Raw genomic sequence first — 15,555 nt, forward strand, 5'->3', positions numbered from 1 at the left:
TGTTTTCAGGACTACTACTTCTCATTTTTGACCAGCTTTTGCGTCTATTGTACCTATTACCAGTCTTTTCTCACAGTCCTTTTATACACTCACCCCTTTCCCATACTAAGCCAAATCACTTTTTCAGTGACAACTAATTAGAAGCGAATAAGCATCACGTTAGTCTAATAAAATACCAAGCAACAATGGTGAGAGTGACTTCCATTGATCTATTGTCAGATATCAATAGCAACTAAAGATTCCCATTGGCCACACTCAGCAAGATACCTCAAAAAGTAGCAAGGTATAATTTCATAAGAGAATTCAAAAGAAATCGATGGCTAGTGCACCTAAAGTTCATTTTGCTTGGGGGACAACTATTTTGTAGACTCCGTCATGCAAGCCCAAGCGATAAGTCGTTCCTTCGACGCCAGATGCGTCTTTCGTCATGTCGTATTTGATCTTCATTTCTTTTACGACAGGAAGACTCGTTGTATAGGTAGTACCGCCGTATTCAAATTCAAACACAGCGTCCTTTGCCGGATCAGAAAATGAAATCGCTTTAATTGTCTTTTTTCTATCTTCTCTTAGACTCTCCATGATCATATCACGGAAAAGCTTTGGGGTGTTGTTTGCAAATTGAACCAACTCGAACATGGCTTGATCATTCATTGAAACGGCACTGCGAAATGACTCTTCAAATGCTTTTTCTTTTTCGCCTGCAAGACAGGACGTCGCTAGCAAGGCTAAAAAGAAACTAGTAACTATGGATTTCATTTACTTATAGAATACCAAACCAACTCATACTTATTAACTGCACTACTGTAGTTAAGTACAATGAGAAAAGCAATAACCTCTCAGCAGACTTACGCTCGAGGTATGAGCCTGGCTTGTCCACCGTTTAAAAGTGCTCTGCAACTTGATTTATCTGCGAATAGTCTCTTGATCTATTGCGACTCTCAAAGAGGGGATAACAGTTTTACCAAATTCCATTTGTCTCCAAATAGACTTTCTTGAAGTAACTACACTTTTCTTTGAGCCCCCTAATCACACTTGCTTTTAGGATTCTTATAGCACAACCCACGCTCATCTGCGGAAGTATACACGTGAAAATATGAATATCATCCTCATAATGATGAAGCCCGCATGACGTCATAGAAGTTGAACAAGATGCGTAAAAGCTTAAGCCAGAAGAAAAAAAGGAGTCTGCGATGATGTATTAATAGAGTGATACCTCTAGGACACTTGATGCTGGCTCCATCTCCTATATAAATCTGTGCACCCGACGGGGGTCGAACCCATAACCTTCGGCTCCGGAAACCGACGCTCTATCCAATTGAGCTACGGGTGCAGGAAATCATGGCCCTAGATAGTCTCTTTTGCCTGCGTTGTGTTCAAGAAAATAAAGTGAATGACTCCAAGCGTCCTAATGACTGCCTAGAATGAGACTTCTGAAAAAATGCCAGAAAGGCTTTTGAGCTGACGGAGGGCTCTGTTCTATTTCCTCACCCTCTTCTATTCTAGGATGGACTTGAGGAACTGGGAGCATTGCTAATATGGCAGGACTTCCCTCATTACCCGCCCGGTCTAAACCTCTTAATGAAATGATATTATCTTGGGAAGTAGGATCTTCTAACGGAATAACGTAATTACGCTGCTCGGAACTCAAAACCTCTGAATGCCACTCCTCACCATCATTCCATTGACATATCCATTTCCAAACAGGTGGACTATCTTCCGAAATATTCCACTCAATCTTTAGTCCATCTTCGATGGGTTTTATGTCGAGCAGTGGCTGCTTAGGAAGCTCTGAGCTAAGCCAAGGAAAGGCAGGAGGCAATACATCTTCTGTAAAAGACTCACTCTGTAATAAGTCTGTAAGGCCCCGTTTGTTCTTAATCATACTGGTAATACTCCACTGGATATGCCCGGAGGAATATAACTTGGCTTGATCTTTCCTTTCCCGGATCAAATCTATTTGGGCAAGCGATTCACTAGCTGGTCTCTTAGGACCAATAAAGCTGCTACTAATCCCAGGCCAAAGATGCCGATTATTTATATTCTCCTGAGACCACCAATCAAGCAAAGGTAAAAAGGGCTGCCCCTCTGAGCTAATGGGCCAATAAAGCTGTGGTGACATATAGTCCACCCAACCTTGCCGCAGCCAAAGGCGCGAATCTGCACAGAGATCTTCATAGGAGTCGATACCGGTCTTGATGCCCTCGGGATAGTTCGGCCTCCAGATACCAAAAGGGCTTACCCCAAATTTCACCCAGGGCTTTTCCGCTTTGATGCTGCGGTACAAAGTGGAAACAAAATGATTAACCTTGGAACGTCGCCAAGCAGTACGTCCGAGCTCACCACCTTGATCTCGGTAGGCTTTCCATCTGCTGTAGTCTGGGAAATCTACTTTTTTGCGACTTTTCCATAATGGATAGGGATAAAAATAATCATCCATGTGAACACCATCTATGTCATAACGTTTGACCACATCCATGATCACCTGGATTGTATAATCCTTTGCCTCACCTCGAGTTGGGTCTAACCATAGGTAATTGCCATAACGCTTGACCAGATCAGGTCGCTTTTTACTAATATGACTGCGGTAGACATAACGACCTTTTGTTTTAACCGAGGTCAAAGCACGAAAAGGATTAAACCAAGCATGTAACTCCAAACCTCTTTTGTGAGCCTCTTCTACCGCAAAAGCGAGTGGATCGTAAAAAGGCTCAGGAGCTTTCCCCATTTTTCCCGTGAGATAGTAAGACCAGGGTTCAAATTCAGATGAATAAAAGGCATCACATGCTGGGCGCACTTGAAGAATAAGCGCATTGAGCTTTATCTGCTTCATCAAATCTAATATCTGAGTGAGCTCTTTCTTTTGCTCGTGCACGGATAGACCTGGTTTTGAGGGCCAGTCAATATTATGCACCGTAGCCATCCATGCACCTCGGAATTCCCTTTCCAGACTGGGTAAGGTATCTATTTCAGTGAGCTGGTAAGTATACTCTTGTACCTCAATGAGGCTTGGGGAGGCTTGGATATCTAGAGAAGAATAAACCATCCCCGGCCACAAACTCATCATGCCGGCAAAAACTCCTGATGCCATACTCTTGATTAGATCATTCACACACTTATTCCAACTATCTTAACGTTCGGCTTAACTCGCGGAGACTTTATTGAAGGATATTTATTATAGCTTTATCATCGCTGTTCCAAAACTTATCTACCCCTTTGCCGCTTTTACAAGAATTCAGATCTATTCTAACCATAATTTCTCCTACTTTCATAAAGCAGGCACTCTTAGCTTAAAAAATTTTCATACATTCCAATCTTCAAAGAGACATAAATTAAGCGGATTATTTAAAAATGATTTCTTTATGTCCCGACAACCTTCATCATACCCGGGTATGAAATCCGTAACTGTTCGTGTTCCCGCTACTACAGCAAATCTTGGACCAGGTTACGACTGCATGGGGATTGCTCTAAAACTTTACAACACGGCAACTATTCGCCCTGCTCAATCCAACCCCAGGCAACCTTTTCTACGCGAAATTATTGAACGCTTTTTTTCTGAAACAGGCTTAAGAAGAAGAGCATTTCATATTAAATTCGACGGAGATGTTCCATCATCTAGAGGACTTGGAAGCAGTGTGACTGTTAGACTGGGTCTCCTCATGGCTCTTAATGAATTTTATCAGAATCCTCTCTCCCCTACCAAAGTTCTCGATCTCACGGTAGAGCTAGAGGGTCATCCAGACAATGCGGTCCCCGCCTTTCACGGAGGCTTTTGCGCGTGTATAGACTGCGATCACATCCGAGCAGAGGTACCACTCAATCTAAAATTCATCGCAGTCATTCCATCCTTTAAAGTGAAAACAGAAGAGGCCCGAACCGTCATCCCCAAACGCGTCAGTCATAAGGATGCCGTGACCAATCTCCGTAACTCAGCCATGATCACTGGAGCCTTTTGCACTAGGCAGTATGAAAAATTAGCAGGATGCTTTGTCGACAAATTGCACCAACCTTACCGGGCAAAACTTATTCCCGGTTTCGATGAAACAATAGATGCTGCCATACAAGCGGGAGCGCTAGGAGCCTTTCTAAGTGGTTCTGGCTCAACCATCATGGCTATTTCCCAATCAGGCAATAGTAAGGTGGCGAATGCTATGAGAGATGCGCTCAGAAACGCCGGCCACAAAAATATTGTCGATCACGTGCTAGCTGTGGATAACGAAGGGGCGAAAGTATTAAGACAAGCGCGAAAATACTGATACCTCAGATTTTTACGACTTCTTAGTAACTGCTTTCTTAGCCACTTTCTTCGCGGCCTTTTTCTTGGCTTCACGCGGAGGGAATTCAAAGCCGGTTGTGCCATCTTCCTTAAGAATCAAAAAGGCTTTGAAGGGACGACGTGTCTTTTTACTTACAAAGCCCGACATGAGATCCGTCTTACGCTCTGTCAATAGCTTAACTACTTGCTCACGAGTAATTTCCTGCTCTAGAATTTTTTTAGAAACTCTAAACTTAGTTTTGTCACCAGCCTTTGATGTTTTGCCATTGGTGCCGTTCGTTCCATCCTCACTGCCTTTAGGGCTTTCCGTAACAAAAGCATTAGGTGTTTCAAAAACTCGTAAACCGGTAGTTGGACAAATGCCTACAGGCTCTTGACCCTCAAAATTCGCTTCTTCTTCGCTGCCATTAGAACCATTACCCCAATCTAATGTCACCTCCTTACTGTCATCAAGACGGACATAAGCACTAAACGGGCGCCCCATGCGGCTGCGAAATTCGTCCAGGGGGCCAACAACTCGGTTTGCCAGTAACTCACGAACCTCCTCTAGATCCATAATCCGTCCTGCAATAGCCTTGCGAACAACAAGAGACCCATCCTTGGTGCGAAAATCGCGCAAGGTTTCGATCATCTGCGCGCCAGAGAATGGATCGTGTAAATCTATTTCACGAGTTTCTACCTCCTCGGGATTGAAACCGCGGACACCCTCTACTACATCACGTGTGATATCTTGTATCTCTTTCATGAACTCCGGTCGACTTAGCTCACCGCGTTCAATCATTTTGAGCTTATACTCCCACTCACCTGTCAACTCAGGAGAAGACAGAGCAGGGATCTTCATCACATTGATTGTTTCCAGTAAATTGAAAGCCTTGGGTGTGGGTTCAAGCTCACGTCCATTGCGCAGCAAATAACGTTCTGCTATTAAGTTTTCTATAATAGAAGCTCGGGTAGCTGGAGTACCTAAGCCTTTTTCTGCCATAGCATCTCTCAACTCTTCATCCTCCACTAACTTGCCTGCACTTTCCATGGCTGATAGAAGCGTTGCTTCCGAGAAACGAGCAGGAGGTTTAGTTGCTAATGAATGAATTTCCATATCCTCAACGTTAACTTTTTCACCCTCCTGCAGAGGTATCAAAGTGGGCTGATCATTCTTATCTTTAGCTTCGAGCTCTGCTTCTTTCCCATAAATGGCTAACCAGCCAGGCTCTTTTAAAACTTTTCCTTCCGTCTTAAATGTATGTTCCTCGACGCGAGTGAGACGGGTTGTAACCTCGTAAACAGCCGGGGGAAAGAACACTGCAAGGAAGCGCTTCACAACAAGGTCGAAGATACGCTGCTCGCCTTCGTTAAGCTTCTTATCCGTCACATCTAAGGTCGGTATAATCGCAAAGTGATCTGAAACTTTAGCTTGGTTGAAAATACGCTTGTTTGGGCGAATCCAGCCCTCTTTTAAAATCTGGCCTGCATGACTTGCATATGACATTCCTTTTAACTTCTCCATGGTTTGCACCACAGTGCTTATATAGTCTTCAGGTAAATAACGGCTATCGGTTCTTGGATAAGTCAACAGTTTATGACGCTCATACAAAGACTGCGCAAATTGCAATGTGGACCGGGCTGAAAACCCAAACTTAGAGTTCCCCTCTCTTTGCAAAGAAGTCAGATCAAATAAAAGTGGTGAAGCCTTCGAGGAAGGTTTGCTCTTCTCCTCGACTGCCCCTATTTTGCCTTTGCAAAATTCTGCTATGTCCTTGGCTTTAGCTTCATCCCAAATTCTTTCCGCCTTTAATTCTTTTTGTTTATCTTCTTCGCCCCTGTCTTTAGCAGGCTTCTTAAATGACTCATCAAACCAACGCCCCATATACTCACCAGCCTCAGCCCCAAAGCTTCCATGCACTTCCCAATAGGGCTTGGGTTCGAAGTGCTTTATCTTCTCTTCTCTCTTGACGACAATGGTCAAAGTAGGTGTTTGAACTCGTCCCACAGTAGTCTTGTGAAACCCACCTCCTTGGGAATTAAATGAAGTCATGGCACGAGTGCCGTTGATTCCTACTAACCAATCCGCTTCTGAACGACAAATCGCTGCATCCGCAAGGGGCAACATTTCTTCGTCCGAGCGAAGTCTTTCAAACTGCTGAACAATAGCAGCAGGGGTCATGGATTGCATCCAGAGTCTCTTAGTAGGCTTTTTAGAACCCACTAATTGTATAATATAACGGAAAATCAATTCCCCTTCTCGACCCGCATCGCACGCATTAATGATGCAATCGATATCTTTGCGTTTGATAAGCTTCTTGATTAACTTAAAGCGAGCTTCTGACTTTTTGATAGGATTCAACTCAAAATAAGTCGGCACAACAGGTAGATTTGCTATGTTCCACTTACCTCGCTTCGGCTCTTGATCAGGTGGGGCACCTATTTCAACTAAATGACCGACTGCAGAACTAATGACGAACTGATCGTTTTCAAAGAAATCTTTATCCTTTTCAAACTTACCATACTTGGAGCCTATCACTCGTGACAAATCTGTCGCCACGCTTGGCTTCTCTGCTATGACCAATGACTTCGCCATTTATTTCTAACCTATTTATTTAGTCCGTTTTTACAAACACTTTACCTGGAAGCTGTTGAACCAGTTTCTTCATCTCAAGTCGGAGCAACGTAGAAGACACTTTCGCTGTTGGCAATCCACATTTTCGAGTAATGTAATCCAATTCCATCTCCTCGTCTCCAATACTTTCTAAAATTGTAACCTCATCTTTAGACAAATCTGACGGCATTGCGCGCTTTTTTATTCCAACTATCTCCTTTGGTACCAAAAAAGCGAACTCATCCATCACGTCTTCCACTCCCTCGACTAATTTTGCGCCATCTTTAATCAAACGATGACAACCTGCCGCGTACCCCTGATCAATTCGTCCTGGTACCGCAAAAACTTGCCTACCCTGTTCCATGGCCCTCTGTGCGGTGATTAAAGCACCGCTCTCAGCCCCCGCTTCTATGACCAAAACCCCTGAGCTTAAACCACTTACGATTCTATTGCGCATCGGAAACGTTTGACGGTCGGGGGCTCTTCCCAGGGCAAATTCAGAGATCAATAGCCCCCCGCTTTCACTAATTTTGTCTGCTAAAATTTCATTTTCTGAAGGATATATTCTATCAAGTGAACACCCCATAACTGCCACCGTGCTCCCTTTAGCTGCAAGTGCGCCTTGATGGGCCATCGTATCGATCCCCCTAGCCAAGCCACTGACAATCGAGATCCCCGAATAAGCCATCTGGTAAGAGAGCTTTTTGGCGACCTCACCTCCATAATAACTTGTATGCCGAGACCCAACTACAGCAATAGACATTTTTTCAAGGCACGATGGATCCCCCTTAATATAGAGGACGAGTGGAGGATCATAAATCTCTCTCAACTTCACAGGATAGCGGTCATCCTCATAATGAATCACCTCTAGGCCGAGAGCTTTGGCATCATCTAGCTCCTTCTCTAAATCAAAACAAAGCTGCCAATCGGAAATCGTATCAGCTACCTTCTGCCCAATTCCATCGATCTGGGCTAATCGCGAGGCAGGAGTTGTCAAAATAGCTTCTACTGAGCCTAGCACTTGACGCATTTTTGCCACACGCACAGGTCCAACAAGCCGAATACCATTCAAGATGACATAGGCACTTCGTTTATCCATTCTTAGAACTCGACAACACCTAACTCAAAAAGTAAACCAGAAAAAATTCTAGATTGGACATGATCCCAGACTCATGTATCTTTGCCCCATGGCATACACACTACCCCAACTAACTTACGCAGAAGATGCGCTTGAACCCCACATCGATGCAACTACCATGGGTATTCACCATGGAAAACATCACAATACCTATATCACAAAACTTAATGCTGCTCTTGAATCAGAATCAACCCTAGCTGAGAAATCAATCGAGGATCTTATCAGCGATCTCGATGCTGTTCCTGAGGCTATTCGAGGTGCAGTCCGTAACAATGGTGGTGGACATGCAAACCATAGTTTTTTTTGGACCATCATCGGACCAAATGCCGGTGGAGAACCAACGGGCGCCCTAGCTGAAGCGATTACCTCCACTTTTGGAAGCTTTGATGCATTTAAAGAGAAATTTGAAGCCGCTGGAGCGACACGTTTTGGAAGTGGATGGGCTTGGCTTTCCCTCAAAGACGGTAAGTTAGAAGTCACCTCCACACCCAATCAAGACAGCCCAGTCATGGAAGGGGGGACGCCTATCGTTGGATGCGATGTCTGGGAACATGCTTATTACCTTAAATATCAAAACCGTCGCCCAGATTACCTAAAAGCTTTCTGGAATGTCGTTAATTGGGATGCAGCGGGCAAGATTTATGACGCAGCTAAATAAATAGAGCGTTTCCTGCAAACTTTAAAACCGGCCAATTAGTGGCCGGTTTTTTTGCCTACTCTTCGAGACTACGTGAGGTCATCCGACCACCCCTTCATCCTCCGGCTCAACCGGGAAAGCTAAAAAATTTGTGCGGAGCACCCTGCTGCTTAGATCGGGGTCAGTCTCAGGGGATCAAAGCTAAAAAATTTGTGCGGAGCACTCTACTGCTAAGGCCGGGGCCAGTGTCAGGGGATCAAAAGCCATACGATCAAAACTCCATGCGCTTGATGATTCATGCCTATGCCAAAAAGAAGGCCACCCCTCATATCTTCAGACATTCATGTGCCACACATTTACTAAAGAACAATGCTAATTTAAGACATGTCCAAGAGCTTCTAGGTCATGGCAGTCTAGCCACTACTGAAAAATACGTTCACTTAACCATTACCGATCTCAAAGAAGCTCATAGAAAGTTTCATCCCAAGGAGAGGTCACTCCATTGACAATCGCCACATACTGTTATGAAATGCTACAAAATTTAAATCATGCCAGAATTTCCCATCCATAATCCTCACGACAAAATTTTTAAAAGCGTTTTCAGCCGCAAGGATGCAGCTACAGAATTTTTTAAAAAACATCTACCAAGTGAACTGACCCAACATATCGATTGGCAAAGTTTACAACTAGAGCCAGGTAGTTTTGTGGATGAAATCCTCAAAGGTTCAGAAAGTGATTTACTCTACAAAGTCCAAATCAAAGGTGTGGATACTTGGCTTTACACACTTTTCGAACATCAAACTCAGGAGGATAAGTTGATGGCCTTTAGGTTGCTGCGCTACATGGTTCGAATATGGGAGCAGTTCTTAAAACAAATTCCAGACGCCAAAAAACTACCTGTCATTTTGCCGATAGTTTTACACCAAAATAAAGATGAGTGGAAAGTTAGTAAGAAATTTTCAGATCTTCTAGATATTCCCAATCTATTCAAAGCTTCGGTTACTCCATATACACCTGATTTTAGTTATGAAGTAGTAGACTTGGCCGCTATTAGCCCTGAGCAGATTCAAGGACATGTAGCTTACCGAGCTGCTTTGAGTTTGATGAAAGCAGCCAGAGAAGATAGAATTTTGCCTTGGCTCAAGAGTATATCAGGACTATTTGATCAAGTGATCAGGGAACAGGAAGGGCATGAATTATTAAGAACTTTACTCCTTTACATGCTACAAATCGACGGCCGAGAGGCTATTGACATCGAGGTAATCAAAGATACAATAAATGAAGAAAAAATTAAGGAAGATATCATGAGTATCGCAGAACAATTAAGAAGAGAAGGTCTTCAAGAAGGTCTTCAAGAAGGTTGTAAGCAAACTTTGATTGGACAAATTGATTTTGCTGAAGGGGCTTTGGGCATGAAAAAATCTTATACCAGCGATCTTGAGAAGAAAACAGTTTCTGAGCTAGAACAAATACTCGATAACCTCCAAGTCCAAATAACAGAAAAGCTCAAGAACTAGCCAAAAAGCTACTAAGCTTTTTCCAAGACTTGTCACCCAAGCCCACAGTGGCGCAGAGTCCCACAAGAAAAAGAGGGTCGAGGAAGATATTTAAAAAGTGACACCTCTATAAGACTCTATATTTCTTGGAGCTAGGATCTTGCCCAAATCCTTGAGTCTCTATGGCATCCTTCGGATTAAACCGGCTGTTTTAAAGAAAGCCATTTAGGGTTAATCATTTTTATCGAGCAAGCGATTAAGCTACCAACAACGGAACCCCGATGACAATTGTCCCCACCAACTAATGCGTTATTAATAATCCCCGCATCAAAATCATTATGGTATTTCCAGCAAAGATATAAAGATGCTGGGAACGCATCCTTAATATAACAGGCTGTGCTCAACTTTTTTCCGATCACGATTCTATCTGGATATGAGCTCCATTGCTCAGCTTGTTTCGCAGAGAATGAATCGTTGGCTACTTCAGCAAGTGCATTTCGTAGCGGCGTACCCAATGATATTGCGTGTAGCAACATGACTAGTGTCTCAGCCGCCTTGATAACCATCTTGTTTTGATGGGTCAAAAGGACATGATAGCGCGCGATCTCTATTAAATCTTTAAGATCATTTACTCCAATTTCGGATAAGCTGGCTACTAGTGCAGGGACTTGTGATAGCCCTCCAATGTGCTCATCGTCAATTCCGCACTTCTGAAGGGATCTACCTTGCGCATAATGAGTAAAAAATGCCCGGTGATATTCTTCAACATAAGTATCATGATGAAACCCAGGTGTTAGCATACATTCAACATATCTTTCCGCCCAAGTTTCCACATCATAATCAGAGTTACTTATCACGAAATCATGTAACTCTCTGGCTAATTTAAAATTCACCGTGTTTTCGCCAGCTTCCAAAAATTGGTGATAGTGAATATCTCGCTTACCCCAGTAAATAGCCTGCTCTTTCAAAATATCTGCTTTGTCATTCACTGCGTTGTAACTTGAACGCCATAAAATGCTATCGGGGTGTTTAGCTTTAGGTTTTTCGTATGACTGAAAATCGGGGAAGTCACGATCCAAAGCAGCTCGATCATAATACCAATGAACTGGCATCGAAAGAGCATCTGCTGCAAGACTACCCTTATAAGCTAAATCTAATGGTTTATCCATAGGGAACCATAACGGCAAATGGTTAGTCCTCAACCTGAAGAGAGTAAGTTCTGATTAAATGCGTCAGTAAAGCGCAGATTTTACAAGATTCCCTCCGTGACACTACCAATCTGATCAAAGATACTCTTGACCACTAAGTAGATTCGAAAAACCATAAATAGGCCAACAAGATAGTAGACATACATAGGCAAACGTTTGGCCATGTTTTGACTCACGCTGTGGGCTTCATCAAGACTTTGGTCTGCCAAATGCTGAAAGATAAATTCTAGCTTTCCTGAAGCTTCCGCCGTCTCCACCATTTCTACTTCTTCGCTATGAAATAAAGAAGCACTTTGAAAAGCTTGTGATAGCGGTTGCCCTTTTGTGAGTAATAGGTGCCCGGTTTCCAAATCTTCTTTGAAGAAATCACTCCCAGTAGCAACGGATGCCTTTTCCCAGCATTCATCCAATCTCATGCCAGCTAGAAGCATTTGTCGCATACTTATAAAAAAGCGGTAAACTGCGAGATACCGAAGAAATGAACCTATCCAGGGTATCTTTATTAAAAGGCGGTCAATCGAACTGCTCGGTATTATTCCACTATCTCTTCCACGCAAGACCATGACAGCGACAACGATTAGTAAATACGCGGGAAACAGTAGTAATATACACTCCAAGAGTGCCCAGAATAAACCCTTCGTGGCAAAAGTAATAATGCTGGGGACAAAAACTCCTAAATGATAAAGAACGGCTGGGTATAGGAAGCCACTCATAAGAGTCTTGCGGAGCTTGTTTTGTCTCTCTTCGGCTTCGGCAATCATTTTGAGTGACTCCGCCATGCGCCCAGAAACTTCACCTGCTGCTACAAAATCGAGCTGATGGTTTTTCAGGAAATCGTCGACTTCAGCAGCAGCGCCCACAAAGCTTTTGCCCGCTTCAATACCCATGCGCAGTTTTCGCGAAACATCCACAGATAACCCGCTAGACTTTGTTTCTAAGTGATGAAGCGCTTGGATAATGGGCACACCACCCTCCAAAAGAGTAGAGAGCTTCCTCAGGTACTGCGCTTGCATTAGCTCTAATCATAAAGCCTTAGTTAACCATTAGGCTAGGCTAAATCTTGAAATGCTAGAACCATGGAAGAATTATCACTGACGAAGCTCTTACTTTTATGTGCATGATTGCATAAAGTATGCAGCCTTATATACTTAACAGTTTAGATCTAAATGAAAAAGTCTTTTACCACTTTTATTTTTTTATTAGCTAGCCTTTGGGCTCTCACTCCCAACCATACCCAAGCGCAAGTGACGGCAAAGCTTATTTCTGAGCAATCGTCCATCCAACCAGGTCAACCATTTCGTTTAGGGCTTTTACTGGAAATGGAAGAGGGATGGCATACTTACCATCAGAATCCTGGAGATGCTGGATTTCCTCCATCAGTTACCTGGGATTTACCGGAAGGCTACACCGTAACCCCCCTATCTTTTCCCGAACCCATCGAGTTTCTCACCGCCGACATCCAAAGCTTTGGCTACAAAAATGAAGTGCTTCATATCACGACAATCACTCCTCCTAGGGATCAAACCGTAGGCGATTCAGTTGTCATTAAAGGTGTAGCAAATTGGCTAGCCTGTGAGGAAGTGTGTATCCCTCAAAGTGCTGATTTGGAAATCACTCTGAAAGTAAGTGATAAGCCCTTGCAACTTTCCGGCGAGTCCACCCTATTCAAAAAATATGAGGTGACCAAACATGCTGCTTCCAAGAAAACGAGCGCCAAAGATTCGAATCCTATTACACCGCTAAGTGCAATCCTTTTCGCATTCATAGGCGGACTCATCCTCAATCTCATGCCTTGTGTGTTCCCCGTCTTGTCTCTCAAAATATTTGGCTTCGTCAGTCAATCTGGCCATGACCCTTGGAAGACTCGTGTTCACGGACTGGTATTCGCTACTGGAGTGCTCATTTCCTTTTGGGTCCTTGCAGGAGCTTTACTGACCTTCCGGTCTGCGGGTGCGGAACTCGGCTGGGGGTTCCAATTGCAAAGCCCCCTTTTCATCGCACTGCTAGGCCTACTATTCTTTGGTCTTGCACTTAATATGGCGGGTGTTTTTGAAATTGGAACTTCCTTCATAGGACTGGCAGGTAAATCACAAAATCTTGGGGGTCACGCCGATTCGTTTCTTAGTGGAGTTTTAGCAACCCTCGTTGCGACTCCCTGCACGGCACCTTTTATGGGAGCATCTCTAGGCTTTGCCCTGACTCAACCCGCTTACGTATCTATGCTTATCTTTACATCACTTGGCATTGGTATGGCAACTCCGTATGTCATTCTCTCCTTTTTCCCCAAACTACTTTCCTTCTTACCCAAGCCCGGACCTTGGATGGAGTCTTTCAAACAAGGCATGTCTTTCTTACTATTTGCCACTGTCATTTGGCTGATCTGGGTTTTGAATCAACAAATTGGAGCCGATGGTGTATTGCGCTTCATGGTTGGGCTACTTGGTTTCGCTATTGCTGCATGGGTTTACGGCCGATGGACGACCCCCTTACGATCAAAAAGCGTTCGTGGTTTTGCATGGGTTTTATCTTTGATACTCGTTGCTCTCTCTCTCACCACAGCCTGGCCGAGTCAGGAAGATAGCAAATGGCAGGATTACACTCCTTCTCTAGTGACTAGCTTACGTGAGAATAACGAGCCCGTGTTTATTGATTTCACTGCGGCGTGGTGTGTGACGTGCCAGGTGAATAAAAAGGTCGCCTTACGCACAGAAGAAGTGGAGGCTCGTTTCGATGAGCTCAAGGTTCAACGCATCAAAGCAGACTGGACGAACAAAAACCCCGAAATTACCAAAGCGCTTGAATCTTATAACCGTTCGGGGGTTCCCCTTTATGTGCTTTATGCTCCGGGTCGTGATAAACCTATTTTACTACCGGAAATCTTGACCCCTCAAATTGTGCTAGATGCGCTCGACCAACTAGAGCCTTCCTCTTGATCCAATGCGGTTACAGAGCGCAAAAATCACATTGTCTTTGTCATAAATCAAGGAATACTCCTTCGGATGAAAATAGCTATCGCTTCAGATCACGCAGGCTTTCGTTACAAAGAAAAAATTCGCACCTACCTCTCTGAAAAAGGCCATGAGATTAAGGATTTTGGAACTTATTCTGATGAATCATGCGACTATCCCGATTTCATTCGACCCTGTGCCGAAGCAGTTGCCGCAGGCGAATATGAGAGAGGAATCGTTCTTGGTGGCTCTGGGAATGGAGAAGCGATAGCCGCTAATAAAGTAAAAGGTATTCGCTGCGGGCTTTGCTGGAATACAGAACTCGCCAAGCTCAATCGTAAACATAACGATGGAAATGTTCTCTCACTCGGTGAACGAGTCACTCCTGAAGAGTCTATTTTAGAAATTGTCCAAACCTGGATTGACACTGATTTTGATGGGGGACGCCACAGCCTACGCATCGCAAAGCTCGAAAATTGCTAGCAGTCACTAGTTGGACCCTAGCCATCGAGACTTGCTCTAAATTTTGCGGGAGAAACACCCCTTTCCTTCTTAAAAACTCGAGAGAAATGATAACGATCACAAAAATGCAATTGCCTAGCAATCTCTTCAATAGGATCCCTTGTAAAATGTAGTAAGATGCAGGCTCTTCTTATCTTTTCCTTCCGTATCAGCATTTGAGGACTCTGTCCAATGGTCTTGGTGAATTTACGAACAAAAGCATCTACATGCATTCCTGCGATTTTAGCTAGTGCAAGATTTGACATGTCCAGTGCTTTCTCATTTTCAACTAACTCAAGCACTGAAAAAATAGATGGATTATCATGATCATCAGGGGGATTCTCTGAAAAGTCAGGCACATTTAATATAGCCTCATGAAGGATAGCTAGAAGTTGAAGCTTTGTTTTTATGGAGTTAGACTCTCTGAAGCTTTTGATAGAGACTAGCTTGGATTGCATTCTAGCTTCCATAGGAAATTCGTAAATCCCAAGCTCTAGATCCTTAAATATACCTGTCACACTAAAGTAAACACAAAAGTGTTCTAGAGGGTGTCGTAGCTCCGAAGTAAATGGAGTGTTAGGCGAGATGAGGTAATACTTGCTGGGCAATAATTGAATGATTTTATCTTTAAAGTAAATACATGCACCACCCCTATTATGGTAATACAAACGCCAATAAGGAACAGGAATCGGCCATCTGGGCCATTGGGTTAAGTTAAACTGTCTATAGCTATGTATATGAAAGCTTGGGTGCCTCATTTT

Annotated in this window: 13 protein-coding genes and 1 tRNA gene; 6 read left to right on the forward strand and 8 right to left on the reverse strand. The window is 43.6% G+C overall.

Annotation, left to right across the window (positions count from 1 at the left end; all coding sequences use genetic code 11):
* Nucleotides 1-336: 336 nt before the first annotated feature.
* The 3 genes from AAGA18_10620 to AAGA18_10630 all read right to left on the reverse strand — a co-directional run bounded on the left by AAGA18_10620 (nt 337) and on the right by AAGA18_10630 (nt 3,109).
* The gene (locus AAGA18_10620; GenBank protein ID MEM9445792.1) at nt 337-756 is read right to left on the reverse strand and encodes a hypothetical protein; all 420 of its coding nucleotides are present in this window, start codon (nt 754-756) and stop codon (nt 337-339) included.
* A gap of 500 nt (nt 757-1,256) precedes the next feature.
* Nucleotides 1,257-1,330 (reverse strand) — tRNA-Arg (locus AAGA18_10625).
* A 75-nt stretch (nt 1,331-1,405) separates the two neighbouring features.
* The gene (locus tag AAGA18_10630; GenBank protein MEM9445793.1) at nt 1,406-3,109 is read right to left on the reverse strand and encodes a family 10 glycosylhydrolase; all 1,704 of its coding nucleotides are present in this window, start codon (nt 3,107-3,109) and stop codon (nt 1,406-1,408) included.
* Between the two features lie 280 nt (nt 3,110-3,389).
* Between AAGA18_10630 and thrB the strand changes: the two genes are divergently transcribed.
* The gene (gene thrB / locus AAGA18_10635) at nt 3,390-4,253 is read left to right on the forward strand and encodes a homoserine kinase (GenBank protein MEM9445794.1); all 864 of its coding nucleotides are present in this window, start codon (nt 3,390-3,392) and stop codon (nt 4,251-4,253) included.
* 12 nt (nt 4,254-4,265) lie between these two features.
* Here thrB and AAGA18_10640 read toward each other — a convergent pair whose 3' ends face one another.
* Together AAGA18_10640 and dprA are read right to left on the reverse strand one after the other, a co-directional pair.
* Nucleotides 4,266-6,848, reverse strand: coding sequence for a DNA topoisomerase III (locus AAGA18_10640; GenBank protein MEM9445795.1), 2,583 nt, complete (start codon nt 6,846-6,848; stop codon nt 4,266-4,268).
* A 19-nt stretch (nt 6,849-6,867) separates the two neighbouring features.
* On the reverse strand, nt 6,868-7,965 hold the full coding sequence (gene dprA, locus AAGA18_10645; protein ID MEM9445796.1) for a DNA-processing protein DprA: 1,098 nt from the start codon (nt 7,963-7,965) through the stop codon (nt 6,868-6,870).
* An 88-nt stretch (nt 7,966-8,053) separates the two neighbouring features.
* Here dprA and AAGA18_10650 point away from each other — a divergent pair, with 88 nt between their 5' ends.
* The 3 genes from AAGA18_10650 (at nt 8,054) to AAGA18_10660 (ending at nt 10,158) form a co-directional block, all read left to right on the forward strand.
* Nucleotides 8,054-8,662, forward strand: coding sequence for a superoxide dismutase (locus AAGA18_10650; protein MEM9445797.1), 609 nt, complete (start codon nt 8,054-8,056; stop codon nt 8,660-8,662).
* Between the two features lie 224 nt (nt 8,663-8,886).
* Entirely contained in the window at nt 8,887-9,147 is a 261-nt protein-coding gene (locus tag AAGA18_10655; GenBank protein ID MEM9445798.1) for a tyrosine-type recombinase/integrase, read from the forward strand.
* Nucleotides 9,148-9,189: 42 nt separating this feature from the next.
* Nucleotides 9,190-10,158, forward strand: a complete 969-nt coding sequence (locus AAGA18_10660; protein ID MEM9445799.1) for an Rpn family recombination-promoting nuclease/putative transposase — start codon at nt 9,190-9,192, stop codon at nt 10,156-10,158.
* 176 nt (nt 10,159-10,334) lie between these two features.
* Here the strand turns inward: AAGA18_10660 and AAGA18_10665 are convergent, their stop codons facing one another.
* Together AAGA18_10665 and AAGA18_10670 are read right to left on the reverse strand one after the other, a co-directional pair.
* A complete protein-coding gene (locus AAGA18_10665) occupies nt 10,335-11,306 on the reverse strand; it encodes an ADP-ribosylglycohydrolase family protein (GenBank protein MEM9445800.1) in 972 nt (323 codons plus the stop codon).
* Nucleotides 11,307-11,386: 80 nt separating this feature from the next.
* Nucleotides 11,387-12,358 carry a type II secretion system F family protein gene (locus AAGA18_10670; protein ID MEM9445801.1) on the reverse strand — a complete coding sequence of 324 codons (972 nt, stop codon included), beginning with the start codon at nt 12,356-12,358 and terminating at the stop codon, nt 11,387-11,389.
* A gap of 153 nt (nt 12,359-12,511) precedes the next feature.
* On the opposite strand from AAGA18_10670, the gene AAGA18_10675 reads away from it, so the two are divergent.
* Both AAGA18_10675 and rpiB read left to right on the forward strand, forming a co-directional pair.
* Nucleotides 12,512-14,278, forward strand: a complete 1,767-nt coding sequence (locus AAGA18_10675; protein MEM9445802.1) for a thioredoxin family protein — start codon at nt 12,512-12,514, stop codon at nt 14,276-14,278.
* A gap of 66 nt (nt 14,279-14,344) precedes the next feature.
* Entirely contained in the window at nt 14,345-14,776 is a 432-nt protein-coding gene (gene rpiB / locus AAGA18_10680; protein ID MEM9445803.1) for a ribose 5-phosphate isomerase B, read from the forward strand.
* A gap of 17 nt (nt 14,777-14,793) precedes the next feature.
* On the opposite strand, the gene AAGA18_10685 is transcribed toward rpiB, so the two are convergent.
* Nucleotides 14,794-15,552, reverse strand: coding sequence for an AraC family transcriptional regulator (locus AAGA18_10685; protein MEM9445804.1), 759 nt, complete (start codon nt 15,550-15,552; stop codon nt 14,794-14,796).
* Nucleotides 15,553-15,555: the final 3 nt, after the last annotated feature.

It is taken from the genome of Verrucomicrobiota bacterium, from assembly GCA_039192515.1.
GTDB lineage: Bacteria > Verrucomicrobiota > Verrucomicrobiia > Methylacidiphilales > JBCCWR01 > JBCCWR01.

Excerpts from the sequence above, each read along its gene's own strand:
- AAGA18_10670 (MEM9445801.1), bottom strand. The coding sequence starts at position 12,358 with ATGCAAGCGCAGTACCTGAGGAAGCTCTCTACTCTTTTGGAGGGTGGT.
- AAGA18_10650 (MEM9445797.1), top strand. The coding sequence starts at position 8,054 with ATGGCATACACACTACCCCAACTAACTTACGCAGAAGATGCGCTTGAA.
- AAGA18_10660 (MEM9445799.1), top strand. The coding sequence starts at position 9,190 with ATGCCAGAATTTCCCATCCATAATCCTCACGACAAAATTTTTAAAAGC.
- AAGA18_10640 (MEM9445795.1), bottom strand. The coding sequence starts at position 6,848 with ATGGCGAAGTCATTGGTCATAGCAGAGAAGCCAAGCGTGGCGACAGAT.
- rpiB (MEM9445803.1), top strand. The coding sequence starts at position 14,345 with ATGAAAATAGCTATCGCTTCAGATCACGCAGGCTTTCGTTACAAAGAA.
- AAGA18_10620 (MEM9445792.1), bottom strand. The coding sequence starts at position 756 with ATGAAATCCATAGTTACTAGTTTCTTTTTAGCCTTGCTAGCGACGTCC.
- AAGA18_10665 (MEM9445800.1), bottom strand. The coding sequence starts at position 11,306 with ATGGATAAACCATTAGATTTAGCTTATAAGGGTAGTCTTGCAGCAGAT.
- dprA (MEM9445796.1), bottom strand. The coding sequence starts at position 7,965 with ATGGATAAACGAAGTGCCTATGTCATCTTGAATGGTATTCGGCTTGTT.
- thrB (MEM9445794.1), top strand. The coding sequence starts at position 3,390 with ATGAAATCCGTAACTGTTCGTGTTCCCGCTACTACAGCAAATCTTGGA.
- AAGA18_10685 (MEM9445804.1), bottom strand. The coding sequence starts at position 15,552 with ATGAGGCACCCAAGCTTTCATATACATAGCTATAGACAGTTTAACTTA.
- AAGA18_10675 (MEM9445802.1), top strand. The coding sequence starts at position 12,512 with ATGAAAAAGTCTTTTACCACTTTTATTTTTTTATTAGCTAGCCTTTGG.